Origin of the sequence: Sporichthya polymorpha DSM 43042 (genome assembly GCF_000384115.1) — a bacterium.
GTDB classification, from domain to species: Bacteria; Actinomycetota; Actinomycetes; order Sporichthyales; family Sporichthyaceae; genus Sporichthya; species Sporichthya polymorpha.
This window is the reverse complement of the sequence record NZ_KB913029.1, coordinates 1,321,550-1,347,196: the sequence shown is the minus strand read 5'-3', so window position 1 is coordinate 1,347,196 and position 25,647 is coordinate 1,321,550. Positions and strand designations below refer to the sequence as shown.

23 protein-coding genes are annotated in these 25,647 nt (G+C 67.1%); 22 read left to right on the top strand and 1 reads right to left on the bottom strand.

Features of this window, described 5'->3' with window-relative positions:
* The first annotated feature begins 26 nt into the window (after positions 1-26).
* From SPOPO_RS0106645 to SPOPO_RS28090, 21 genes are all read left to right on the top strand, one after another.
* Positions 27-1,640, top strand: coding sequence for an ABC transporter substrate-binding protein (locus tag SPOPO_RS0106645; RefSeq protein WP_019874010.1), 1,614 nt, complete (start codon positions 27-29; stop codon positions 1,638-1,640).
* A 107-nt stretch (positions 1,641-1,747) separates the two neighbouring features.
* Positions 1,748-2,776, top strand: coding sequence for a hypothetical protein (locus SPOPO_RS0106640; protein WP_156869629.1), 1,029 nt, complete (start codon positions 1,748-1,750; stop codon positions 2,774-2,776).
* 145 nt (positions 2,777-2,921) lie between these two features.
* Complete coding sequence (locus SPOPO_RS0106635) at positions 2,922-5,087, top strand: ABC transporter permease (RefSeq protein ID WP_156869627.1); 2,166 nt, start codon at positions 2,922-2,924, stop codon at positions 5,085-5,087.
* Positions 5,088-5,146: 59 nt separating this feature from the next.
* Positions 5,147-6,556 (top strand): hypothetical protein, encoded by a 1,410-nt coding sequence (locus tag SPOPO_RS0106630; RefSeq protein WP_156869625.1) that lies wholly within the window; start codon positions 5,147-5,149, stop codon positions 6,554-6,556.
* A gap of 225 nt (positions 6,557-6,781) precedes the next feature.
* A complete protein-coding gene (locus tag SPOPO_RS34230; protein ID WP_156869623.1) occupies positions 6,782-7,039 on the top strand; it encodes a hypothetical protein in 258 nt (85 codons plus the stop codon).
* 154 nt (positions 7,040-7,193) lie between these two features.
* Entirely contained in the window at positions 7,194-7,964 is a 771-nt protein-coding gene (locus SPOPO_RS28115; protein ID WP_245541770.1) for an ABC transporter ATP-binding protein, read from the top strand.
* 3 nt (positions 7,965-7,967) lie between these two features.
* Positions 7,968-8,723: an ABC transporter ATP-binding protein gene (locus SPOPO_RS0106615; protein WP_019874004.1), complete on the top strand. Its 756-nt coding sequence runs from the start codon at positions 7,968-7,970 to the stop codon at positions 8,721-8,723.
* Positions 8,724-9,176: 453 nt separating this feature from the next.
* The gene (gene mftD / locus SPOPO_RS0106610; protein WP_019874003.1) at positions 9,177-10,352 is read left to right on the top strand and encodes a pre-mycofactocin synthase MftD; all 1,176 of its coding nucleotides are present in this window, start codon (positions 9,177-9,179) and stop codon (positions 10,350-10,352) included.
* A gap of 157 nt (positions 10,353-10,509) precedes the next feature.
* Entirely contained in the window at positions 10,510-10,776 is a 267-nt protein-coding gene (locus SPOPO_RS0106605; RefSeq protein ID WP_211210861.1) for a hypothetical protein, read from the top strand.
* Positions 10,777-10,799: 23 nt separating this feature from the next.
* Complete coding sequence (locus SPOPO_RS28110; RefSeq protein WP_211210860.1) at positions 10,800-11,513, top strand: TetR/AcrR family transcriptional regulator; 714 nt, start codon at positions 10,800-10,802, stop codon at positions 11,511-11,513.
* Between the two features lie 169 nt (positions 11,514-11,682).
* Positions 11,683-12,423: a Phenylacetic acid catabolic protein gene (locus SPOPO_RS0106595; protein WP_019874000.1), complete on the top strand. Its 741-nt coding sequence runs from the start codon at positions 11,683-11,685 to the stop codon at positions 12,421-12,423.
* Positions 12,424-12,440: 17 nt separating this feature from the next.
* Positions 12,441-13,487, top strand: coding sequence for a phosphotransferase family protein (locus SPOPO_RS0106590; protein WP_019873999.1), 1,047 nt, complete (start codon positions 12,441-12,443; stop codon positions 13,485-13,487).
* On the top strand, positions 13,477-14,439 hold the full coding sequence (locus SPOPO_RS0106585) for a PDR/VanB family oxidoreductase (protein WP_019873998.1): 963 nt from the start codon (positions 13,477-13,479) through the stop codon (positions 14,437-14,439). The genes SPOPO_RS0106590 and SPOPO_RS0106585 overlap by 11 nt, the downstream gene beginning before the upstream one ends.
* A gap of 37 nt (positions 14,440-14,476) precedes the next feature.
* Positions 14,477-15,232 carry an enoyl-CoA hydratase/isomerase family protein gene (locus SPOPO_RS28105; RefSeq protein WP_019873997.1) on the top strand — a complete coding sequence of 252 codons (756 nt, stop codon included), beginning with the start codon at positions 14,477-14,479 and terminating at the stop codon, positions 15,230-15,232.
* A 201-nt stretch (positions 15,233-15,433) separates the two neighbouring features.
* Complete coding sequence (locus SPOPO_RS0106575; RefSeq protein WP_019873996.1) at positions 15,434-16,876, top strand: aldehyde dehydrogenase; 1,443 nt, start codon at positions 15,434-15,436, stop codon at positions 16,874-16,876.
* 42 nt (positions 16,877-16,918) lie between these two features.
* Positions 16,919-18,028: an NDMA-dependent alcohol dehydrogenase gene (locus SPOPO_RS0106570; protein WP_019873995.1), complete on the top strand. Its 1,110-nt coding sequence runs from the start codon at positions 16,919-16,921 to the stop codon at positions 18,026-18,028.
* A gap of 31 nt (positions 18,029-18,059) precedes the next feature.
* A complete protein-coding gene (locus SPOPO_RS28100) occupies positions 18,060-19,199 on the top strand; it encodes a fatty acid desaturase (protein WP_019873994.1) in 1,140 nt (379 codons plus the stop codon).
* Positions 19,200-19,230: 31 nt separating this feature from the next.
* Entirely contained in the window at positions 19,231-20,376 is a 1,146-nt protein-coding gene (locus SPOPO_RS28095) for a 2Fe-2S iron-sulfur cluster-binding protein (RefSeq protein ID WP_019873993.1), read from the top strand.
* Positions 20,377-20,422: 46 nt separating this feature from the next.
* Positions 20,423-21,565: a CaiB/BaiF CoA transferase family protein gene (locus SPOPO_RS0106555; protein ID WP_051098514.1), complete on the top strand. Its 1,143-nt coding sequence runs from the start codon at positions 20,423-20,425 to the stop codon at positions 21,563-21,565.
* A gap of 114 nt (positions 21,566-21,679) precedes the next feature.
* A complete protein-coding gene (locus SPOPO_RS0106550) occupies positions 21,680-22,444 on the top strand; it encodes an SDR family NAD(P)-dependent oxidoreductase (protein ID WP_019873991.1) in 765 nt (254 codons plus the stop codon).
* A gap of 499 nt (positions 22,445-22,943) precedes the next feature.
* The gene (locus SPOPO_RS28090; protein WP_019873990.1) at positions 22,944-23,495 is read left to right on the top strand and encodes a gamma carbonic anhydrase family protein; all 552 of its coding nucleotides are present in this window, start codon (positions 22,944-22,946) and stop codon (positions 23,493-23,495) included.
* A 67-nt stretch (positions 23,496-23,562) separates the two neighbouring features.
* Here the strand turns inward: SPOPO_RS28090 and SPOPO_RS0106540 are convergent, their stop codons facing one another.
* On the bottom strand, positions 23,563-25,032 hold the full coding sequence (locus SPOPO_RS0106540; protein WP_019873989.1) for a tyrosine-type recombinase/integrase: 1,470 nt from the start codon (positions 25,030-25,032) through the stop codon (positions 23,563-23,565).
* A gap of 239 nt (positions 25,033-25,271) precedes the next feature.
* On the opposite strand from SPOPO_RS0106540, the gene SPOPO_RS0106535 reads away from it, so the two are divergent.
* Entirely contained in the window at positions 25,272-25,643 is a 372-nt protein-coding gene (locus SPOPO_RS0106535) for a helix-turn-helix domain-containing protein (RefSeq protein ID WP_019873988.1), read from the top strand.
* Positions 25,644-25,647 lie beyond the last annotated feature (4 nt).

The window sequence follows — 25,647 nt, the reverse complement described above, 5'->3', positions numbered from 1 at the left end:
TGAACCTTAGATGGCGGAGCCCGCGGGTGACGCGGTCCGCGGCGATTGTGTCCGCCGGCGTCGTGCTGATCAGCGGCTGCTCCATGCGTGTGCCCGCGGACACGGTCGTGTCGCAAGGAGCGGCCCCGGGTGCGCAGACGACCGGGACAACCGGCGCGCCCGGTACCACCACGGCGGCCACGGACACCACAGGCGCGATCGCGCCAGCCCCGGGCGCCGCCGCGCCGGGAGCCTCGGATACTGCAGCGGGCGCGGCCGGCGCGGGCGCCGGTGCAGGAACCGCAACGACGGCCGGTCAGGGCGGCGGCAGCGGCGGTGCCGGCTCGGGGAAGCCCGCTGCCTCGGCCGGCCAGGGCGCGACGGCAGGCGGAACCGGCGGCGACATCGCGATCTCCGGGCCCAACTCGCAAGGCGTCACGGACACCGAGGTCAAGGTCGGCGTTCTGGCGCCCATCTCGGGTGCGGCGGGCTTCCTCGGGCAGAACGAGGTAGACGGCATCAACGGGTACTTCGGGATGCTCAACGCCAAGGGGGGCGTCAAGGGGCGGACGTTCCGGACGGTAGTTGTGGACACCGCGTTCGACCCGGCGAACGAGGCCACCGGCGCCCGCCGCCTGGTCGAGCAGGAGAAGGTGTTCGCCCTGATGGGGGTGCTCGGTGACTCCCCCGCCCCGTACGTGACCAGCAAGGGCATCCCGAACGTGGTGGTGGGCATCACCCCGCCCGCTTACTCCTCGAAGTACCCAACCACCTACCCGGTGACGCTCAACACCGTCGAATCCGTCGTCTCGATGGCCAACTACTTCATGAAGGTCAAGAAGGCACCGATCAAGACGGTCGGGATTCTCTACGACACCCAGAACATGGCGATCAAGCCCTGGCTGGACTTCATGGTGAAGGCGTGGGAGGTCCACGGCGTGAAGGTCGTGAGCACGGACGCCTTCAACCTCTCCGACGCCAACTGCGACCAGATCGTCACGAAGATGCGCAACCTCAAGATCGACTTCTGGCAGGCGGGCCAGTCGCTGGGCTGGCCGATCTGTCTTGCCGCCGCGGCCCGGCAGGGCTACAAGCCGCCGTTCGGCATCGGCGGACCGTACAGTGCCGACGCCAAGTTCGTCGGCGGGGCCGGCCAAGGGTCTAACGACGTCTACGCGCAGACGGTTGGGGTCCAGATCGCCATCAACACCGGGCAGCCCTACCCGCAGGCCAAGAACAACCGCGCGCCGGAGGTCGACAACTACGTCAGCTCGATGAAGACCTACGGGCCGAACAGTTCCGACATGAGCTCCCTGGAGAATATCTGGACCCAGACGAGCTGGGCGATGGCCAAGTTGGTTGCCGAGGCGGTGTCCAAGCAGTCCCAGGCGATCACCTGGAAGGGCGTGAACCAGTACATCCAGAGTTTGACGAACTGGGAGTCCGGTCTGGTGCAGCCGGTGTCGTTCAAGCCCGAGTGCAAGACTGGCGGCAAGACGTGGATCTTCCAGTGGAAGCGCCAGCCTGACGGCAGCCTCGTGCAGAGCGATTGGAAGCCCTACGGCGGCGTCGCGAACTATCCGGACTCCCTGGCCAACCAGATCCTGCCCGGCGCGGGTAAGTGCCTAACAGGCAAGATGGCTGACGCGGGCCTGCAGTGACGTCCTCGTCCTCGAAGCTGCACCGTTTCCGGGCCGCCCCGGCGGTCCGGAGACGCCCGGCCATCATCGCGGTCGCTGTCCTGGCGTCTGTCGTGGCGGTGCCTGCAGTGTTCGCGCTGCAGTCCGAGGGCTCGGCCCAGTCCGACGGGGACGATAGGGCGGCAACGGTGGCCTACTACCAATCCGTGCGTCAGTCGATGGCTCCGTTGGTTCAGCACCTGCGTGTATTCCCCGCGACCCTGCAGGGACTGGCCAGTTCGGACGCGGCGGTTTCGCCCGCACTCGCGACTTCCATCGCGACTTGGGAGGGCGACTACGCGACCGCCCGCGATCTGGTCCGGCGGTTGACTCCCCCGGCTCAGACCACGGGCGCCGTCGAGGCGGCCCGCCTCTACGAGACCGGCGCCATGCTCTATGTCGAGGCGGCGCGGGCCGCCTCCGCAGCGGTGAGCGCGGCCGCACCGGCCCCGCGGAAGGCGACTGCGATGCAGGGTGAGCGGCTCTACACGCTGGGTGATCGCATGTTCGACAGCGCGTTCCGCCTGTTGAACGCTGGTAGTGCGCTCTCGCCCAGCGAGTTCCGGTTCCCGCCGGCCGTACCCGGCGATGTCGAAGCTCCTCGGACTCCGGGTCCGGTGGCAGCTGCCGGCCCGGTGCCGGCGCCCGCTCCGCCCGATGTCTGGAGCCGGGCCCACGCGGCAGATCTGGCCCGCGTCGCGGAGATGACACGCGACGCGTCGACCACCAGGACCGTTTTCGATGATGCACAGCGTCAGCTTGCCGCTCCGGTGAGCGACCCGGTGGCACAGGAAGCGGTCAACGGTCTGCGCCTTGCGGTCCTCGTGCTCGGTGAAAGCGCCGAAGGGGACGCGGAGAACCATCGGGTGCCGGAGCAATCCGAGCGGCTGACACTGATCGGCACGCGGCTGTGGAACTCCGCGCTGGGCCTCCTGGGCTCGGCTTCGGGATTCGTGGATGCGTCCCTCACTCTCCCGGGCGCCGCGTCCGAGGACCTCCTCCTGCAGGGCGGTGCGTTCGACGGGCATCCCCCCACCCTCAACCCGGGTGATCCGGTCGACAAGGGTTTGCCGGGAGGACTCCCCGTGCTCGACCCCATGGCGTTGATCGGGCAATGATCGTGACTCCAGATCGCACCACGCGGGCGCCGAGGCCCCAGGCGCAGCCGCTGAGCCGGCGGACTGTTGACGACATTCGGGCAAGTGCCAGTCGCGTGCGTGCCTGCGGTCAGGTGCCCACGCAGGATGGAATGAGGTGGATGCCGTGACCATCGTGGTCCAGCTCCTCATTGTCGGCATCATGGTCGGCACGTTGTACGGCCTGATCGGGTCGACGCTCACGCTGATGTTCCGGTCCACGGGCATCCTCTCCTTCGCCCACGCGGGTTTCGCCCTCACCGGGGCATACCTGTACTCGGGGTTCTCGTGCCCGAGCTCGACGGGCACCGAGTGCGGGCAGCCGACCTTCCCGCATCCGTGGATCGCGGCCGGGGTCTGCATCGCGGTGACGACGGTGGCCGGGCTCGTGGTGGAACGGCTCGTCATCCGCCCGCTGGAGGGCTCGGACATCATTCGGAAGTCGATCGCGACCGCGGCGGTTCTCGGTCTCGCCTCGGGCATCATGTTGCAGATCTACGGCCCGCAGCCCCGCGGCGTGCCCCAGGACCAGGAGTTGTTCCCCTCCGGGTCCTTCACGATCGAGGGCGTGGTCGTCGACAACCAGCGACTGGGGATCCTGATCGTGTCTGCCTCGGTCATGCTCCTCATCGCGGCAGTCCTGTCGCGCTCCTGGTTCGGCCTTGGGGTCCGTGCAGCCGGCCAGCGACCCGACGTGGTCCAGCTCTTCGGTGTCAAGCCCGCCACGACCTCCCGTTTCAACTGGGCCCTCGGCGGCGCCCTGGCCGGGTTGGCCGGCGTCCTGATCGCGCCCGTCAGCGTGGTCAACATCGGCACCTTCTCCTTCCTGTTGGCGAAAGGCGTCGCCGCGGCGCTGCTGGGCGGCCTGGTCTCGCTGCCGCTCACGTTCGCGGGCGGGCTGCTCCTGGGCGCGGTTGAGGCCCTGACCCCTTATTACTTCGAGCAGACCGGCAGTGCCACCGTTGGCATCGCCGCAGTGACCCTGCTCAGCGTGGGGATCAACCGGCGCAAGATCGCGCAGCTGGCTGCCGTCGGCGGACGGTCCACCGCTGCTGCGCCCGGACCGGCGCGGCTACGCGCAGCCATTGCCATCGCCGGGGCCTCCAGCGTGACGCGTCGCGTGCCGCGGATTGTATGGTTCGTGGCCGGGCTCGCTTTCCTGTATTACCCGTTGACCAGCGCCTACTACGGGTCGATCGGGCTCGCCTGTGTCTTCTGGGCATTGCTGGCCCTGAGCGTGCTGCTGCCCGCCGGTGACGGCGGCCAGCCGACGTTCGTGCAGATCGGATTCGCGGGCATCGGGGCCTACACCGCCGCCTCGCTGCAGCAGAACGACATGCCGTTCGGGTGGGCGGCGCTCATCGCGATCGGCGCCGCGCTGGTCGCGGGCTTGGTTGTCGGCGCGCTGACGCTTCGGTTCCGCGGGGCGGCCTTCGCGATCCTCTCCCTGACCTTCGGGGCGATGATCAGCGACTACGTCCTCAATCTCAACTTCATGCGTACCAGCGCGGGGAACCCGACGTTCTTCGGTGTCGACCTGTTGGTGAGCAACTACGCCTTCGCCGTCGCCTTCGGACTGTTCGCGGTCGCCACTCTTCTGGTATTCAACTTCCGGCGGAGCGCGCTCGGCGTCAGCTTCCGAACCCTGCGATCGGGAACCAACCTGCTGTCCACCTTCGGCGTGAACGCCGCCCGGCTCGAGCTGGTGGTGTTCACCCTCTCGGCCGGTATCGCCGGTGCAGCCGGCGTCACCTACGGACTGCTCGTCAGCAGCTTCACCACCTTCCAATTCATCCCGCTGATCGGTGTCATCGTGCTGCTCGCCGCCTTCGTCGGTGGGCTACGCAGCCTGCTCGGCCCCGTGATCGCCGGGCTGATCTTCGGGTACGGCCCGGTGCTCGCCGCGAACCTGTCCTCCGCGGACGCCAACGCCTTCCCGCAGATCGCCAGCAGCGCGCTCGCATTGATCCTGGTCGTCGCGGCCCCGCAGGGACTGGCGAGCATCGGCGAGTGGGCTCGGGAGAGCCTGGTCCTCGCGGGCTCCACGAGCCCGTCGGCAACGTTCCGCGGCCGGAAGGTCCCTACGAGTGCCCGGCCCTCCGACCCGGTTTCAGCGACTCTGCGGCGCCCGACGGAGGACCGAGCGACACTGGCTGCGGGACTCGAACGACCCCCGGCTGTGCCGTCGCGGCCGCCCCAGCGACGGCTGGTCACCTCCGGGACCCGCACCTCCCTTGGTGACTACTCCGAGCAATCCATTACGCCCACCTCTTCCGCACAGGAGCGCAAATGAACGTCCAACGTGGACTCCGCCGCATGAGCTGGGGCACAGCCGGACTCGGTGCTGTGGTCGTGACGCTGGGCACCGGCATCGCCGTGCTCCCCGGCTCCGCCTCGGCGGCGACCGGTCACTACATCACCTTCGATAGCCGCGCATCGGGTGCGATCTTCGATTTCACGGCGCTCGTCCCGGACGTTCTTCCACTGGAGGCCACGGGCGGCATTCTCGCCGCCACCGCGTCGGCCCGGCAGGGCCCGCTCGCGCTGGGGATCGCCGGCGTGGCGCCCGTGCCCGCCCTGACCAGCCTCGGAATCATCGTCCCGCAGAAGGACCCCGTCACGGGGCAGCCCATCCCGCAGCAGATCCAGGATGGCGCACGCAGCGTCGACTACACGAAACTGCCCAACTACTGCCAGGCATCGTTCCCCGCGTCCGGGACCACAACCACCGAAGCCTCCTGCGGGGGCCCGGCCCAGGACGACCCTTCCCTAGGTTTCACCCTGGACGCGGCGTCGGGCCGTGTCTCGGCCACTGGCGATCCGGATGAGGCCTTGAGCGCGGTCACCGAGGCACTTTCTCGCGGAGCGGGTGCCGGGGTTTCACCGGTCGGAGTGAGGATCTCCAACTACGAGGCTAGGGCCGCCGCGGGCCTGAACACACAAGGCATACCCGAGGCTCTGTCGTCGGCGACCATCGCCGGCTTCCGGTTGCTCGGGGACACCGTGCGCCTCGACGGGATCCACTCCGAAACTGACATCGCCTTCGACGGCACCAAGGAGGGCTACGCCGGGACCTCCAACTTCTCGGTGCAGAAGGCATCGATCTTCGGGGTTCCGGTCACCATCGACTCCCAGGGCTTCACTATCGCCGGGGAGAACGCGGGTGACCCCGCCGCGACCAGGGCGCTGATCGACCAGCTCAACAGCGCCTTCAACGTCGAGCAGTTCACGCTGCGGACATTCCCCCCAACGGCGCTGACCCGCGACGGCTCGAAGGTCTCCATGTCCAGCGGAGGGATCGAGTTCAGCTACCTGACCGACGCCGTGCGCTACTCCGGCCGGATCGGTTACACCACCGCATCGGTAGTCGCAGTCCCCACTCCGGCCGCCGCCGGTGGCTCCACCGACACCGTCGCGGGCGCGAACGGGGGAACCGCACCCGCCATGTCAGGAGCCGGTGCCGCCAACCCTGTGGCGGCAGGTATTGACGGCGTCAGCGCAGCGGCCGGCATCGGCGCAGTACCGGAGGTCACCGGGACCGTGCCCACAGCAAACGTCCCGCCGCCGGACGGCGTCGCGGGGTTCGCCCAGCAGGCAGGCAATGCGGTGCTGCTCTCCGGGATCCCGGTCGGAGCGGTTGTCGCGCTCCCCGCCGAGGACCTAAACGACCTTTATGTCGCCTTCGCTGCCGTCGTCGCTCTGACCGCCGTCCTGTGCCGCGTCCGCGCGATTCCGTTCCTTCGCCGCGGCGATGCCGGGTAGCACCCGCCGCCGGGCGGAGGTCAGATCCATCCGTATCCGAGAAGTCAGGAGCCCCGACACATGAGCCAGCGAGACGCAACCCTCCGCCAGGACCACATACTGCTTGAGACTGAGCCACCGACCTTGCTTGAGTCCTCGAGTAGTTCGCGCGGCCGAAAGGCGCCCCTGAAGCTTGACTGGCGACAGGCGGCTGGCATCGGGCTCGCCATTCTCGGGCCATTGCTGATGATTCTGGGGTGGTACGGCCTCAGCGGAACCAACCGGACGGCGGAGCAGCTGTCGTATTTCCTGTCCGGAGGTGTGGGCGGAGCGGCACTGCTTGCCTGCGGGCTCGCGCTGCTCATCTCCTACGAGCACGTCGCCGACCGCGAGAGCATGGCTCGGCTGGTGGAGCGGCTGGACCGACTGGAGTTCGGGCTGGCGTCCGAGTTCGACGCACTGCGCGCCGACCTGAACGGCCGCCGGCACTCCACCGGCGTCTGACGTCACGTCAGGTTTCAACTCGCTCAGGAGGAAACCCATGTCCGTGCGGCAAAAACTCCGTGACTCGTTGGGACGGGGGCCAAAACACCGCCCGACAGGAGTGGCGGCCCGCCGGGTACCCGCCCCGGACATCGAGGCCGGGTCCTTGCTCGAGGTGGAGGGTATTACGGTTCGGTTCGGCGGTGTCGTCGCCAACAACGACGTCAGCTTCCACTGTCGCGAGGGGTCGATCACCGCGCTGCTCGGGCCGAACGGTGCGGGCAAGACCACCATGTTCAACGTCATCAGCGGTCAGCAACGTATCGCCTCCGGCTCGGTTCGGTTCGCGGGTACCGACATCACTAGCGCGCCGAGCCACGTCCGGGCACGTTTGGGGATGGGACGTACCTTCCAGAACCTCTCGGTCGTTGGCGAACTCACCGTGCTGGAGAACGTGCGCGTCGGAGCGAGCCGCTTCGCCTCCTATGGCGTCGGGTCGGCGATCCTGGGGCTGCCCCATGTCGCGCGCTCGGACCGCCGGACGACGAACGTCGCGCGGCAGGCGATCGAAGCCGTGGGCCTTTCGGAACTCTCCGACACCCCAGCGTCGTCCTTGCCATACGGCGATCTCCGTCGACTGGAGCTCGCGCGGGCCCTGTGCCTCAGCCCGCGCCTGTTGTTGTTGGACGAGCCGGCCGCAGGCCTGGACAACACCGAGAGCCGTGACCTGGTCCGCGCCATCCGCGGGATCCGGGACCACTGGGGCGTCACGGTGCTCCTGGTTGAGCACGACCTCGAACTCGTGCGCTCGGTCTCCGAGTACGCCTATGTCCTGGACTTCGGAACGCTGCTGGCCGGAGGGGCGACTCGGGACGTGCTGAATGATCCCGCGGTGGTGGCCGCGTACGTCGGCCACGCGGACACCAACACCCCGGCGGGGGTGTAAGTCGTGCTGGAACTGCGCAACGTGTCGGCCAGTTACGGCCAAATCGCGGCGGTGCGTGAGGTCTCGGTTTCCCTGGAAGCAGGTCAGTGCCTCGCGCTGCTCGGCCGCAACGGAGCGGGGAAGTCCACGCTCTTGAAGTTGATCGCCGGTGTGATGAGCCCCGGGTCGGGCTCGGTCCACTGGAACGGGGTGGACCTCAGCGCGGAACCCCCCGAGCGACGGCTGCACGCCGGGATTGTTCTGGTGCCCGAGGGTCGCGGCATCTTCCCCGCCTTGTCCGTCGAGGAGAACCTCCGGATGGGCGCTTATTGGGAACGACCGTCAGCCTCGGTCTACCGGGCGCGATACGACCAGGTCGTTACCTACTTCCCGAAGCTGAAAACTCTGCCCAAGCAGGCGGCTGGGAGTCTGTCGGGCGGGGAGCAGCAGATGGTCGCGGTTGCCCGGGCGCTCATGAGCGACCCGAAGCTGCTGCTGCTGGACGAACCAAGTCTCGGCCTGGCCCCGATGGTCGTCGAGCACCTGTACGAGGTGTTCGGCGCACTCGTCAAGACATCGATGACCATCGTCCTCGTCGAGCAGTTCGTGGAGTTCGCCCTCAAGCTGGCCGACGAGGTCGTCGCCCTCAACAAGGGCGAGATCGTGCTGACGGGCACCCCGGCCGAACTCATTTCCAACCCAGTGCTGTCGGAGGTGTACATGGCCGGGCACGTCGGCCAGGAAGCCACGCAGGCCGACCTGGCGCTCGACGGGCACTGACCCATGGGAGCCCGGACCGGCGATTCAAAGGGAGAAGCGATCCGCCGAAAAGAAGGCATGACCGTCGGTCCAGACGGCCTGCTCCTTCGTTGGGTTCCAGGACGGCCGCCGCGGCAACATCATGCTCGCGCTGGGCTATGCCGACCACTTGCCCTACCTGCGCCTCGCTGCGCATCTGAATGGACGTCAGTTTGACCGTCTGGATCCAGGACCACAGAGGCCTCGGCGGGCAGGGCCGACGGTTTCGGATAGCGACGCTCAGTTCGCGCTACGACGGGTGGGTCGGTCCGCCACGCGACCTGAACGAGCGCATCGCCAAATATCAAGAACTCCACCTCGCGACCCCCCAATAACTGATCTCCGTAGGGGCCCGCGCGCAAGCGAGCGCCCCTCGACGTCACTGCTTTGGGTCGAACTGAGAGCACCTACATGCACAGACGAAGCGGAGTCCGCATGGCAAATTCCTGGTTCGAGACGGTCGCTGAGGCGCAGCGGCGGGCCAAGCGGCGGTTGCCGCGGTCGGTGTACAAGGCGCTGATCGCCGGGTCGGAGCAGGGCCTGTCCCTGGAGGACAACCTGCGCGCGTTCGGTGAGCTGGGGTTCGCCCCGCACGTGGCCGGGGGGTCGGCCAAGCGTGAGCAGGGCGTGCGCGTGATGGGCCAGGACATCTCGATGCCGGTCCTGATCTCCCCGACCGGTGTGCAGGCCGTCCACCCCGACGGGGAGGTCGCGGTGGCCCGCGCCGCCGCCGCGCGGGGGATCGCGATGGGGCTGTCCTCCTTCGCGTCCAAGCCGCTCGAAGACGTCGCCGCGACGGGGGTCCCGACCTTCTTCCAGCTCTACTGGTCCGGGTCCCGCGAGACCCTGATCGGGCGGTTGGAGCGGGCGAAGGCCGCCGGGGCCGCGGGCATCATCCTGACGCTGGACTGGTCGTTCTCCCACCAGCGCGACTGGGGTTCGCCGTCGATCCCGCAGTCGATCGATCTCAAGACCGCGGTGAAGTTCGCCCCCGAGGTGGCGATCCGTCCGCAGTGGCTGCTGGCGTTCGCGAAGACCGGCAAGCTGCCGGACCTGGGCGTGCCGAACGTGCGCCCGCGGGCCGAGCCGTCGCCGGGGTTCTTCGAGGCCTACGGCGAGTGGATGATGACCCCGCCCCCGTCCTGGGAGGACGTGGCCTGGCTGCGCTCGCAGTGGGACGGGCCGTTCATGCTCAAGGGCGTGTGCCGGGTCGATGACGCCAAGCGCGCGGTCGATGCCGGGGTCTCGGCGATCTCGGTGTCCAACCACGGCGGGAACAACCTGGACGGCACCCCCGCGGCGATCCGCGCGCTGCCCGCGGTCGCCGACGCGGTGGGTGACCAGATCGAAATCGTGCTCGACGGCGGCATCCGCCGCGGCAGCGATGTCGTGAAGGCGCTCGCCCTCGGCGCCCGCGCCGTCATGATTGGCCGCGCCTACCTGTGGGGCCTCGCCGCCAACGGCCAGGCCGGCGTCGAGAACGTCCTGGACCTGCTCCGCGCCGGCATCGACTCCACGATGCTCGCGACCGGCACGTCCGACGTCTCGGAGGTCACGCGCTCCGACGTGCTGATGCCCGACGGCTTCGCCCGCACGCTCGGGGCGTGCTGACAGATTATTGTTCGGCGGTTCGGTTGAAATATTTGCTGGCACTATTAGAGTGAGGGACCCCAGGGGCACAGCCCGCTGGTCCTTCGTCCCGAGGATAGAGGGCAACGCGATGACAGAACGGTCGTTCACCGTCCGAGGGGCGCGGAACGGGAGCCAGGTGTTCGTCACCTGGACCGACGGCCTCGTATCGGGCGATCCACCTACCGTAGATCTGATCCAGGTCGAGGCCGAACTCGCAGCCCTGCACCCGTCCGACGCCCAATCGTGGAACCGAGTAGGGGGCTTCGGTGACCTCGGCGACAGCCCCTTGAACGATCCTGACAACGCCTGGAAGATCATCTCCAGCGTGCTCGACACCGTCTCGTCGGTCGACGGGCAGGCCCCCGAGGCGGCAATGTCAAGGGCGTCGCGGCGCCCAGAGTAGGGGCCGAAGAGAGGGTGGATCACGTGGCTTTGTCGACGCCTGAGCAGGCTGGACCCACCAAGCGTCCGCGAGGCAGGCCACGTCAGACCGAACGCAGCCCAGAGTACAAGGCCCGCCTTGACCAAATTGTCCAGGCCGCGGCCGATGTCTTCCACGAGGTGGGTTATGACGCCGGCTCCCTCGAGGATGTCGCTGCGTCGCTCGACCTGCGCAAGGCGAGCCTCTATCACTATGTCGGCAGCAAGGCGAAGCTGCTCTATCTCGTCTTCGACCGAGCCCTAAACCTTGCTCTCCGCAGGCTGACCGACATCAGCTCGCAGTACAACGACCCGGCCGAGCGACTCGCGGTTCTGGTGGCCCACCAGGTCTCGGTGCTCGCCCAGGAACGGAGCATGTTCTCCGCGTTCTTCGGGGCGCGCCCTCGTCTCGACGAGCAGTTCGAGCGCCAGATCCGAACACTGGAACGCCAATATCTGCGCCACTACGTCGATGCGGTGCACGCGGCGATGGACGCAGGCGTGATTCCGCGCGGCAACGCCTACTACACGGCCCAAGGCATCCTGGGCATGTCGAACTGGATCTACACCTGGTTCGACAGCGAGACTGACGACTGGGCGGAGGTTTCCGACCACTTCATCCGGTTGATCCTCGGCTCCTCGACGACGTCCACGCTCGCGTCCTCGACGGATCTGATTCACCGCCTCGCGGATTTGGACGAGGCGCCACCGCCCGCATAAGCAGCCGCGCCGAAGGTCGAATGCTGTGTTCTCACCTTCGGGAGTGCCGCGCCTTGGCGGAATCCACCGGGAAATATTTCATCCGACTGGAAGGTTGACAATATGCCGTGGGGGGTGGAGCCTGAGTGTGACGGTGTGGCTTGGTCAAACGCGGTGGAAGGGGACGGCTGTGACGCTGACGGTGGAGTCTGGGGTTGCCCCGGCGCAGGGGCGGGTGTACGCCGAGGGTGATCCGGAGATGCCGGCGGAGTTCCGTGAGCTGCTGGTGCGGATGTTGAGCCATCACCTGGAGAACTCGACGAATCCGCAGTACACGGCGTTGCTGAACCAGCTGTGGGAGCGGGGGATGACCCTGATCCCGGATCAGCGGTTGAAGGTGACGTTCGCGAAGTTGATGCAGCAGGAGGTCGAGCACGGGGCGATCACGGCGCGGATTCTGGAGGGTCTGGGGGTGGGCCCGATTGATGCGCCGATTCAGCAGTATTTTTTCCACCTGCCGATCGAGTCCTTCTGTGATCTGGCGTTCTTCAATGGCGTTGGGGACCGGGTGGGCTGTTACATCGGGGAGACCTGGGACGGGGTCCCGTACCGGCCGTTGCTGGAGGTGGCGGACCGGCTGCACAAGGACGAGGTCTTCCACGCGACGTTCGGGATGAACAACTTGCGCCGGATCGTGGCCACGCCGGAGGGGTTGGCGGAGGCGAATGAGAGGATCAAGATCTGGTGGCCGGCCGCGCTGGACATGTTCGGTCGGTCGGACTCGTCCTTCTCCGACGCGTATGTGCGTTGGGGCTTGCGCAAGAAGAACAACGCTGAGCTGCGCGAGCAGTACATCGCCGATACCCGGCCGATGCTGGACAAGCTCGGCATCACCGTGCCGGATGACACCGCCAACCGGCGCTACCTCTGATCCCCGCGGCGTAGCTGATGGGATCGACCTCGACCGAGGGCCTCCTCGATCTGGCTAGCCTAGAAGCCTGGCTCCGCGCTCAAGGTGTCGCACCCGAGGGCCCGCTGACCGCCGCGCAGATCCAGGGTGGCCGCTCCAATCTGACCTTTTTTGTCGCGGACGCCCGCGGTCGGCGTTGGGTGCTGCGCCGGCCCCCGCTCGGCCACGTGATGGCGACGGCGCATGACGTTGCGCGCGAGGTCAAGATCCTCCGTGCTCTGCGGGGCGTGGTTCCGGTCCCGGCCGTGGTCGGGTTGGATACCGACGCGTCCGGTGTGCCGTTCTACGTGATGGAAGAGGTCCCGGGGCGCGTTATTCGTACCGCGTCCGATGTGGAGGACCTTCCGCCAGGGGCGCGCGCCGAGTGTGGTCGCTCCCTGATCCGGGAGCTTGTGGCCCTTCACGCCGTCGTGCCGGAGTCGGTCGGGCTGGGTGACTTCGGCCGCGGCACCGACTATCTGCCGCGGCAGATCGCGTTGTGGCAGCGGATGGGCGACCAGTACCGTGCCGGGCCCTACGCCGAGGCGGATGCGGCGCGTGACCGGTTGTTGCGGGCCGCCCCGCAGCAGGAACACGTCGCCCTGGTTCACGGCGACTACCGGCTCGACAACATCCTGGTCGACCGGGCCGGAAGCCTGCAGGCGATCCTGGACTGGGAGCTGTGCACCCGGGGCGACCCGTACGTCGACCTCGCCGTGTGCTTGTTCTACTGGACGGATCCCGAGGACGTCCTCCACCCCTTCGGCAACCCTGCCACTGTCCTCCCGGGGTTCCTGACCCGCGAGGAACTTCTCGCGGAGTACGTCCAGGCCGGCGGGCGAGCTCTGCCGCGCCCCGACTACTACATGGGCTACGCCGCGTGGCGGCTAACCCTGGTCTTCGAAGGGGTACTCGGGCGATTCCGTGCCGGAGCCTACGGCGCGTCCGAGCCCGCCGAGGAGGAGCGGCTGGCTGGTGTGATCAAGCGTCTCATCGAGACTTCTCACGATCTTCTTGACCGGGACGAGGCGCGCGGTGCGGGTTGACCTCACGACCCGGCAGCTGGAGGTCGTCAAGGTTTGCGACCCCGCGGACCGGATCCGCGAGCTGCACCTCGCCGACCCTTCGGGGGTTGACCTGCCGTCCTGGCAGCCAGGGGCGCACATCGATCTGATGCTTCCCTCCGGCTTGGTGCGGCAGTACTCGCTGTGCGGTGATCCGGAGGATCGCTCGTTGTATCGGATCGCGGTTCTGCACGACATCAACGGCCGCGGCGGCTCCCGTGAGATCCATGAGACCAACTTGCTCGGCAAAGGGCTGGGGATTCGCGGGCCTCGCAATCACTTCGAACTGGTAGCGGCCCCGAACTATCTGTTCATCGCCGGCGGGGTCGGTGTGACTCCCTTGCTCACCCAGGTCCGTCAGGCCAGTCGAGCGGGTGCGCGCTGGATGTTCGCCTATGGGGCCAGGACGCGGCACGCGATGGCGTTCGTGGACGAACTGGAGCAGTTGCCCGGGGGCGCGCTCGCGCTTTATCCCGAGGACGAGGTCGGCTTGATCCCGGTGGACGACCTGCTGCGCGGATCACCGGACGGCCTGGTGTACTGCTGCGGCCCCGAACCGATGATCGGAGCCGTTGAAAGCGCGTGTGCGAGCCTGGGGCGGCGGGCAGACCTGCACTTCGAACGATTCGCCCCCGCGGCAGAGAAGGCTCCGCAGGTGGGTGGCCTGCATGAGTTCGAGGTCGAGATCAACTCCACCGGTGAGGTGTTTCAGATCCCGGCCGACCGCTCGATCCTGGACGTGCTCCGCGAGGTGCGGACGGACCTGATGTCTTCCTGCGAGGAAGGGTTCTGCGGCGCCTGCGAGGTAGGAGTCGTCTCAGGCCTTCCCGAGCACCGCGACACCATCCTCACCGACGAGGACCACGAGAAGAACGAGACCATGATGATCTGCGTGGGCCGGTCCAAGACGCCGCGTCTTGTCCTCGACCTGTGACAGCGGCACGACGACAGCCGCGGAATGGGTGGTCTGAATGACCAGCGACGAGGTGTTGGTGGAGGCGGCGGGTCCAGTGGTCCGGGTGATGCTGAACCGGCCGGACAAGCGAAACGCGCTCAACGAGAGCGTTGTCCACCGGTTGACGACGGTGCTGGATGACCTGGAGGCTGACCCGTCCTGTCGTGCGATCGTCCTGGGCGGGGCGGGGCGCTCGTTCTGTGCGGGCGGGGACATGGACGCAAACATCGACCTCGAACCCGACGCCGCGCGAGCCGAGAGCCGTCACCAGGCGTTCCTCGCCGCGGCGCGGCGCCTCCGAGACCTACGTAAGCCCACGGTGGCGGCGGTGCAGGGAGCAGCGATCGGCGCGGGTGCGTCGCTGGCGCTGTTGTGCGACGAGATCGTCGTCGAGGCCGAGACCCGGCTCGGCTTCGGGTTCCTGCGTGTCGGACTGCCTCCCGACCTGTTCTGCGCCGCCACGCTCCAGCGGCGGGTGGGTTGGACCCGAGCTGCCGACCTGCTCCACTCCGGCCGCCTGGTAGGGGGACCGGAAGCGGTCCACATGGGGCTGGCAACCCACCTGAGTAGCAGGCCCGCACAAGACGCGGCGATCGAGCGGGCCGCCGATCTCGCCGCGCTGTCGCCATACGCCTTCGCTGCGACCAAGGCGCTGCTGCGAGCGGCTTGGAACGGTGACGCAGGCGCCCACAGTGATCTGGAGGCGGCACTTGTCGGTGTGGCCACAACCACGCCGGAGTTCCGGGCCGCCACCGCGAAATTCCGTTCGTGAAAGGCCTCGACGAGCCGGCCGCTACGCGCGCAGCGGTCAAGCCGGCACGCCCGAGTGGCACCGACCGCCCGGTTAGCTTTATTTCGTCCGACTAGTCAGTTGACAAGCCGCCAGCGCCGCGAGACGCTTTTGGTCAGGACGTGAGCGAACTCACCTCAGTCTGGATCGACGCTGCGGCGTCTGCCTCGGGAGGCCCCGAAAGTGATCAACCACGAGACCCTGTTTATCGGTGGCGGGTGGGTCCGGCCCGCTGGTTCTGCCACCATCACCGTTCGCTCCGCCAGCACGGAGCAGCCGATCGGCTCGGTGCCCGAGGCCATAGCGGCCGATGTAGACGCGGCGGTGGATGCCGCGCGGCGGGCCTTCGACGACCCCACGGGTTGGGCGAGCTACGAACCGGCCCAACGGGCGGCGATCCTCGAAAAGTTAGCGGTGGGCCTGGGTGAAGCGTCCGAGGACATCACCCGCCTCATCAGCCAACAGAACGGCATGCCAATTTCCGTCGCTCGGATGATCGAGGGCGGCTTCCCGGGCGCGCTGCTCTCGTTCTACGCGAACATGGTGCGCGACCAGGCGGCTGAGGAGCGGCGCCCTGGGTTGCTGGGCGGTCGAACGATCGTGCGCCGGGAGCCGGTCGGCGTCGTCGCTGCCATCGTGCCCTGGAATTTTCCGCAGACCTTATTGTTCTCCAAGCTTGCCCCGGCACTCGCCGCTGGGTGCACCGTGGTCGTCAAACCCTCGCCGGAAACGGTTCTCGACATTTACCGCCTGGCGGAGGTCATCGCCGCGTCCGACATTCCTGCTGGCGTGGTCAACATCGTTCCAGGGGGACGTGAGGTCGGCGCCTACCTGGTCAAGCACCCGGGCGTCGACAAGGTGGCCTTCACCGGGTCGACGGCCGCAGGGCGTCAGATCGCGGAGGAGTGCGCCCGTCTGCTCCGGCCGGTGACCCTCGAACTCGGCGGCAAGTCCGCGGCCATCGTGCTCGACGACGCTGAGCTTGAGCACAGCATGCAGAACCTGTTCGGCGCCACCATGTTGAACAACGGGCAGACCTGCTTCATCAGCACTCGGATCCTGGCTCCGCGGTCCCGTTACGACGACGTGGTGGCGGCGTTCAGCGCCTTGGCTTCCAACGCCGTCGTGGGCGACGCCCTGGACGAGACCACGATGATCGGGCCCATGGTCTCCAGCAGCCATCGGGAGCGGGTCGAGGGCTACATCGAGCAAGGCAAGAACTCCGGGGCCCGCCTCACCGCCGGCGGCGGCCGCGTCGATCGCGCGGGGTGGTTCGTCCAACCAACCGTGTTCGCCGATGTCGACAACGCCGCAGCCATTGCGCAGGAGGAGATCTTCGGGCCTGTGCTGAGTGTCATTCCGTACAGCACCATCGACGAAGCGGTCGCGCTCGCCAACGACTCCAGCTACGGATTGGGCGGAACCGTCTGGTCCGCCGACGAGGAGCACGCGACCGCGGTCGCCCGTCGCATGCAGACCGGCACTGTCGGGATCAACCATTACGTTCCCGATCCCGCTGCCCCCTTCGGTGGGGTGAAGTCCAGCGGGCTCGGCCGCGAGTTCGGGCCCGAGGGCCTTGCCAACTATCAGCGCCTGCAGTCCATCTATCTGCCGCCGGCCAATTAGGCCGGCCCAAGATTCAGCCCGAGTGCACAAGGAGAGCAGAGCATGAAGACTCGCGCCGCGATTCTGTGGGACCGTCAGAAGGACTGGGTCGTCGAGGAGATCGAGCTGGACCCGCCCAAGCGGGGGGAGGTTCTGGTCAAGATGGGCGGCAGTGGGCTGTGCCACTCCGACGAGCACATCCGCAGCGGGGACCTGCCCTGGCCGCTTCCGATGATCGGCGGTCACGAAGGCGCCGGGACCGTCGAAGAGGTCGGCCCGGACGTCACCTGGCTCAAGCCGGGGGACCGGATCATCTTCGGGTTCATCCCGTCCTGCGGTCGCTGCGCGGCCTGCTCGGTGGGGATGCAGAACCTGTGCGAACTCGGGATGTATCTGGGCGACGGGACCCAGATCTCCGATCACACGGCGCGACACCACGCCCGTGGGCAGGACGTCGGCCTGATGTGCCTGCTCGGGACGTTCGCCGACCACACCGTGGTTAGCGAAGCGAACTGCATCAAGATCGACGATGACATCCCGCTGAACACGGCGTGCCTGCTCGGCTGCGGTGTCATCACCGGCTGGGGCTCCATGGTCAACACCGGCGAGGCCCGACCGGGAGACACTGCCGTCGTCGTCGGAGTCGGCGGCATCGGGATCAACGCTGTCCAGGGCGGAGTCTCCGCCGGTGTTGAGTACCTCGTCGCCGTGGACCCCGTCGAGTTCAAGCGAGACATGGCGCTGAAGTTCGGCGCGACGCACGCGGTCGCCACCAACGAGGAGGCGACCGAACTGGTCCGCGACCTGACCCAGGGCAGGATGGCCAACGTGGTGGTGAACACGATGGGTGTCGGCGAGGGCGACCAGATCGGCGCGAGCCTAGGCATGGCCGGCAAGCGCGGTCGGGTGGTCATCACCAACCTGCACCGCGCCGCCGAGACCTCGGTCGCCATGAGCGCGCTGGACATGGTCCTGTTCGAGAAGCAGCTGCGCGGATCGTGCTTCGGCTCCGCGAATCCACGCGTCGATATCCCGCGCTTCCTGCAGCTGTACCGCAACGGCAAGATCAAGCTCGACGAGCTGGTGACCAAGCGCTACACCCTGGACCAGGTCAACGAGGGCTACGACGACATGCTCGAGGGCCGCACGATCCGCGGCGTCCTCTCGCTGTAGCGGCGCCCTTAGCGGATCGAAGGTAGAAGTCATGGACGTCTTGCGCTACTACAGCGTCAACGTGCTCGTGGGGATCGCCATTCTCGGCTTCGCACTTGGCGGGCAGTGGGCATGGCTGGGCATCGGCGTCTTCCCGGTGCTCCTGCTGCTCGACACCGTTCTGCCGCCGGATACGCGAAGACGGCGGGTCGGGGTCCCCCGGTGGGTGATGGATGTACCGCTGTACCTTCACGTCGTCCTGATGTGTGTGATGTGGGGGCAGTATCTGTTCGCCCTGGCGGACTGGCAGGGCGGCGGCAGTGATGTCAGCGGCTGGGACGTGCTGGCCATGTCCGCCACGGTCGCCTGGGTCGGGGTTCTGCCGAACCTGCCGATCAATCACGAGCTTATGCACCGGCGTCATTGGTTCCCGTGCGCCGTATCGAAGATCCTCGGCACGTTCTACCTGGACCCCAACCGCGACGTCGGCCACCGACTCACGCACCACTTAGAGCTATGCACCGCGGCCGACAGTGATACGCCCTACCGCGGCCAGACGATGTACACCTTCCTGTGGCAGGCGACCTACGGCGCCTACAAGGATGCCGTGGTCACCAGCCTGCGCTCGCTGCGCAAGCGGGAAAAGTCCGTGTTGCACTACAAGAACGCCCTATACGTAGAGTTGGGTCTCCTGCTGACTCTGCTCGCGCTGGCGTGGGTGGCCGCATCATGGGCGGGGGTCGTTGTGGTCTTCGCCGCGCAGCTGGCGTCGAAGCTGATCTTCGAGGGCTTGAACTACCTCCAGCACTACGGGCTCGTCCGAGTGCCGGGAACCTCAGTGCGCAAGCACCACGCCTGGAATCACCTGGGCGCGGTCATGCGTCCGGTGGGGGTGGAGATCACCAATCACATCAACCACCACCTGGACAGCCGGCACCGGTACTACGAGCTCGAGCCGGAGACCGACGCCCCGCAGATGCCCAGCGCCTTCCTGTGCTACGTGTACGCCTTCGTCCCGCACCTGTGGTTCGAGAAGATCGCCAAGCCGAAGCTCGAGGACTGGGACAAGCGATTCGCCTCGCCGGCCGAACAACGCCTGGCGATGGAGGCCAACCGGCGCGCCGGCTGGCCGCAGTGGTTGGACTTGCCCGAGGCGCCGGCCGAGTCTCGGCTCACCACCAGCAGCGTGTAGCACCGGGCGGACGAGCCGTGCGGCGCTCTTGATGATCGCCGCACGGCTCCCGCCGGGCTGGATGGGCCACCCCATCGACCACAACATCTCACCGAATCGAGGGCAGCGGGCCATGGGGCGTCTCTTCGGGCGCAGCGACGTGCGGGACGAGCCCCGGCACGTCAGCATCGCGCAGGCCGGGAAGAAGTTCGTCGCGCCGGGCAAGGACTCGATCCTCAACGAGGCGCTCGCGGCCGGGGTTGCCTTCCCGCACAGCTGCACGGTGGGAACATGTGGCACGTGCAAGGCCAAGTTGCTGAGCGGCAAGGTCCGGGAGATCACCGACTCCGCGATCGCCCTGTCGTCCGAGGAACTCCGCGACGGCTACATCCTCGCGTGCCAGAGCATCGCGCGGCGGTCACTCGAGCTCGACGTGGCGGGGATGGCTGACCTCCCCGACCATCCCTTGAAGCATCTGGGCGCTGTCGTCGCGGCCCAAACGATGCTGACACACGACATCGTGCAGATGACGATCGAACTGGACGACCCGTTGGAGTTCACGGCCGGCCAGTACGTCGAGCTCAAGTTCGACGAGTTCTCTGGTCCGCGCTCCTACTCGTTCGCCGACGCCCCCTCCCGCTGCGATGGCAGGACGCTCAGCTTCTTCGTCCGTCACGTGCCCGGCGGAGAGTTCACGGACTGGCTGTTCGGAGGAGACCGATCCGGCGAGCGACTGACCGTCACCGGGCCGCTCGGCAACTTGTGGTTGCGGCCGTCCGACGCTCCGGTGCTGTGCGTCGCTGGGGGGAGCGGCCTCGCGCCGATTAAAGCGATCCTGGAGGATGCCATGGATGCGAGGACCGCCCGCTCGGTGGTGCTCGTGTTCGGCGCGCGCCAACAACGGGATCTCTACTGCCAGGAGCAACTCGATGCGCTGGCCAAGGGCTGGAACGGCACGTTCGACTACCAACTCGTTTTGTCCGAGGAGCCGCCAAACTCCACCTGGACGGGGCCGCGCGGTCTCGTGACGGACGTCGTGGCGGCCTTGCCGATGGAGTTTCTTCAGTCCTGCGAGGTGTACACCTGTGGGCCGCCGGTCATGATCGATGCTCTCGAGGAGGCGGTGATGTCGGTCCGCTCGGGGTCGGGATTTTTCCACGCCGATCGCTTCGTCACTCGTCGCGGCGGTTCCGGCTGATCCTTGCCCGCAACGTTGATGCGTTGTGTGATCGCTAGTGCTGAGCATGCTTGCTGAGAGGTTTCTCTTGTCTTCAGACGTCCTCGCGGGCGGCGGACCCCTGCGGGGACTGCGCGTAGTCGAGCTCGGCGGTATCGGCCCAGGCCCGCACGCGGCCATGTTGCTGGCCGATCTCGGGGCGGACGTGATCCGCGTCGAACGGCCAAGCGGCGGGCTTCAGATCATTCCTCCGGGGCAGCGGGACTGGTTGCTTCGCGGTCGGCGGCTGGTGGTGGCCGACATGAAAACCGACGTGGGTCGAGGGGCCATGTGGGGCATGCTCGACCGTGCCGACGTGCTGATCGAGGGTTTCCGTCCCGGAGTGGCCGAGCGTCTGGGTATTGGCCCTGAGGCCGTGCGCGTGCGCAATCCTGGGCTCATCTATGCCCGGATGACCGGGTGGGGTCAGGACGGCCCGATGGCGCTACTGGCTGGGCACGACATCAACTACATCGCCGTCACGGGAGCACTGAACGCCTTCCGAGTGCAGGGAAGTCGTCCCGTTCCCCCGCTGAACATGGTCGGTGACTTCGGCGGAGGGTCTACGTTCCTCGTGCTGGGAGTGCTGGCCGCGCTGTGGGAGCGCGAAAAGTCCGGGGCCGGGCAGGTCGTGGACGCGAGTATCGTGGACGGCACGTCAGCTCTGCTGCAGGCGATCTGGAGCCTGCGGGCGGCGGGGACGTGGACGGATACCCCGGCCGCCAACCTTCTGGACACCGGGACGCCCTTCTACGACACCTATGAGTGTGCTGACGGCAAATATGTAGCCGTTGGCGCATTGGAACCTCAGTTCTACGCCGTGCTGCTCGCCGGGCTCGCCCTGAAGTCCGAGGACTTGCCGGACCAGTACGACAAGGGCGGCTGGTCCATGCTGCGCCAGCGGTTCGCCCAGACGTTCGCCTCCCGAACTCGGGACCAGTGGGCGGAGCACTTCGCCGGCAGCGATGCGTGCGTGACGCCGGTGCTGAGTTTCGCCGAAGCCGCGAAGTATCCACACCTCGTGGAACGCAGGACCCTCGTCGAGATAGACGGCGTTGTCCAGGCGGCCCCCGCTCCGCGATTTTCCCGAACTGTGCCTGCGATCCCCGCCGCGCCCGCGACTGAGCCGTGCGCTGTGTCCGAGGTGCTTCGGGAATGGGTGCCGAGGTGAGGAACCGCCGTCCCGGCGGGCGTTGGTGCAAGTAGTACCGGCCGATGTAGCTGAGTAGATGCCGACGAAGGAGCACCGGTCCGTGGCGTCTGCGCACGAGAGGAATGGGAAAGCATGACGATAGCCAACGGTCGAACCGCCTTAGTTACCGGCGGAGGGCAAGGGATCGGGGAGACGATCGCCCTGCGTCTTGCGGCGAGTGGGGCGTCGGTGGCTGTCCTGGACCGTAATGCCGAGGCTGCTGATGACGTCGCGAGGTCGATCAATGCCTCCGGGGGCAAAGCCATCGCGGTCGAGGCCGATGTGACGGACCGAGGCGCGGTCGCCGCCGCCGTGGATCAGACGGTGGCGGCCTTCGGGGGCCTGCACATCCTGGTGAACAATGCCGGAGTCACTCGGGACAACTTGCTGTTCAAGATGACCGACGACGACTGGTCGCTCGTGGTGGACGTACACCTGCGGGGCGCGTTCCTGTGCACGCAGATCGCTCAGAAGCACATGGTCGACGCCCAGTACGGCCGAATCATCAACATGTCCTCGCTGTCAGCACTGGGCAACCGCGGACAGGTCAACTACTCCGCTGTCAAGGCGGGACTGCAGGGCATGACCCGGACCCTCGCGATCGAGCTCGGGCCCTTCGGCGTCACGGTTAACGCGGTCGCCCCCGGCTTCGTGGAAACCGCGATGACCGCAGCCACAGCCAAGCGGCTCGGGGTGTCCATGGATGAGTTCAAGAGCTCCGTCGCCGCCACGCTAGCCGTTCGTCGGACTGGGGGGCCCAGCGAGATCGCTCACGCAGTGGCCTTCCTCGCCGCCGACGAATCCTGGTACATCACCGGTCAGACGCTGTATGTAGACGGTGGTGCACGGCTTGGGTGAGAGGCCTCTGGGGGCTTCCCCCGTTTCGTGAGAGCAATGCTTGAGGCCTGTGGATCGGCCCGCCGCTTCGGGTGCGTGGTCAATGCACCCCGCCTCGTCGCCCAGGAGCGGCCCGGAGCGACTTTCTTCGACGGCAAGCGAGCTGAACATCCCGACGATGTGACGGCTAATCAGGAGGCAGCCTGAGATTTCTCATCCATAGTCTTGACGATTGCTCCCGCGCCGATCGGCGCCACGGCAGGAGTTAAATAGACCGCCCCAGGATCCCGTGGATCTCATACAAGTCGGCGATACGCACAGCCTGGTCTAACGGTGCGACTCAAGACCTCCAAGTGATGTGAATCCTTAGGCGGCTTCACCTTCCTCGGAGGGCGCGTCTTACCGCTTAGATCAAGCCGTCGCGCCGAAACGTCAAAACGTCCGTGGGCACCACAGCCAGCGAACCCAGATTTGCGGGCGTCGGCGTCGTCCGCCTACTACGGTTCAATAAGGGAGCGCTATGACCGCCGCCATTCTGCCATTCGGCAAGTACGAGCCCGAGATCGACGAGGGCGTCTTCCTGGCCCCGACCGCAACGATTATCGGCCGTGTTCGCATCGAGCGGGACGCGAACATCTGGTTCGGCGCTGTTCTGCGGGGAGACCTCGGCCCGATCCGGATCGGTGAGCGATCCGTAGTCGAAGACAACTGCGTCCTGCATGCTGATACCTGGTTGGCGGAGGACGTCCTCATCGGTCACTCCGCCGTGGTGGAGCAAGCCACCGTCCACGCCGGTGCTTTGGTCGGCAGCGGCTGCACGATTTTCGAGGGCGTCGAGATCGGCGCGGGGACGATGATCGCCGCGGGCTCGGTGGTGCGTGGCCCGCTGGTCATCCCGCCGGGGGTCCTCGTTGCGGGTGCGCCCGCCCAGATCAAGAAGCCACTCGGCGGCCGGGCGGCCTGGTGGGTGAAGAACGCGGCGCCGGCATACAGTCGGTTGGCTCGCGCCTACCAGGACGGATTCACTGATGAAGAGCTCGCTGAGATGTCCGAAGTTCCACGCGGGACATGAGAGGCGACAGAGGTCGCGGTCAATTCTGACGTGGTGTCATGCAATTAGAAGGTTGTCCGGTCATCGTTCAGCCCGTACCCGACCGCGCCTCGCCAGTGCTTTCGCCCGTAGTTTCGAGCATCTTGCTCAACCGGGCGACGAGGTCGCGCATCTCGCTGAGCTCGTCTTCGCGTGCCGCCGCGCCCGGGGTGGCAGCAATAGCTGGGCGTGATCGAAACGCGTCCAGCGCGTCGAGGGCGGCTTGGTCCGCGCCGGGGAGGGCGTGGAGGTATTTGCCGGTGGTGGCGATGCTGCCGTGGCCGAGTCGTTCTTTGACGACTTGGAGGTCGGCTCCGCCGGCGAGGAGCCAGGAGGCGTGGGCGTGGCGTAGGCCGTGGGGGGTAACTCGGAATCCAATGTCGGCGGCGGCGACGGCGGGGTCCCAGATGTTGGAGCGGAACCACCTGTTGGGGATGTGCCCGTCGGTGTGGACTTGCCGGGGTCGGCGTGGGCTGTCCCTGCCAGCGGCTCGTCGAGCGGCGCGGTAGGAGGCGACGGCGTCTTTGCAGTGCCGGCAGCGGCAGGGGGCGGACTGGTAGGCAGTGAGGGTGCCGTGCTGATACTGCCGGCCCATGACGTTGGGTTGGGTGAGTCCGAGAGTCTCGGGGTCGGGGAGTTGTGCTGGCCTGCGGTGCGGCGTTTCGGTGGGGGCCGGGCACGGGAACAGCAGGTCGCCCGGGCCGAGCCGATTGGACTTGATGTGCGCCCGGATCTGCTTGACGAGGCGGACGGTCAGGGAGAGCTGTCGCCACTCCTTGTCTTTGGGGTAGTCCTTGACGACGAACCGCACGCCGTCGGGCCGGCCTCTCGCTTTGAGTTCGACGACGGCCCGGGAGACCGTCAGGACTCGTGCCTTCGGGTCGAGGTCGCGGGGCCGGAGCTCGGTGAGTTCTCCCCAACGTAGCCCGGTCTCAATTTTCGTCTCGACCAGCAGGCGCATGGTGTCATCGTGGAGAGCGGCGTAGATCGCGTCGTACTGCTCGACGGTGATGATGCGTCGCGGCTTGCGCGCGACGGGAGGGGTCTTGACGCCTCGGCCGGCGTGGATCAGGACGACCTGGTCGTTGAGGGCGGTGGTCAGGATCGCGTCGAGGACGACCTTCGCCTCCCGGATCGTGGGTGGGCGGGCCCCGTGCTCGTTGTGCAGGTCGGCGATCCATTCGCGCACGTGATGGGGGATCAGCTCGACCATCCGGATGTGGCCGAGGCCGGGGAGCACGTACCTGTTGAGCAGGTACCGGTAGTTCTCGCGCGTGGTCAGCTCGATGACGTGGTTCGGGAACCACTCCGCTTCGGCGTAGCGGGCGAGGGTCTGCCGGCTCCGTTTCGGGTCGCCGACCTTCCCGACCGACAGGCCCTCTTCGGCTCGGTGCCAGGCCTTGATCGCCTCTTTCTCGCTGCGGTAAGTCCCGGCGGAACGCTTGGCTCCGCGGACGTCGCGGTACACGGCGATGAAGCGCGTGCCGCGCGGCCCCTGCCGTTCCTCGACCCACCCCATGAACCCGCCTCCCGAGATTACGTGTGGGCAATTTGTGGGCAGAGACTCTCACGGACGGCGGTGGACATCCCCGGACCGGTGTGCATTCAAAATGCCTATGACCTGCAATGATAGCCGGAACTGGGCCGCGCCGAAAGAGCGCACCTCGACGGGTGATCATCGTTCTTAGCGAGGGAACCGCAGGTTCAAACAGTCGCATCACATCAGCAGACACGTAACATGGGTGGTACGGTTGCCCCATGGGCAAGGCAGCTCGTACTGATGCGCCGACCGGCTTCTGGGACGACCTGGAAGGCGACCTGGCGGATCCTGGGTTCCGTCGGCAGTACCTGCTGGAGTCCGAACGCATCGCGACGATCGACCGGATCATCAACCAGCTCGAAGAGGTACGCGAGCAGCTCGGCATGAGCAAGGCCGACCTGGCGCGTGCGATTGGCCGGACGCCCGAGTCGATCCGTCGCCTGATGACGGCGAAGTCCGTCAACCCGCAACTGAGCCTGGTGACGGAGATCGCCAGCGCTCTCGGTTACCGCGTCACGTTATCGCCGATGTCGGCGGCGGAGCGGCGTGAGGTCGCGGAGCCGTTGCAGGAGCGAGTCAAGGCCGGCTGAACCT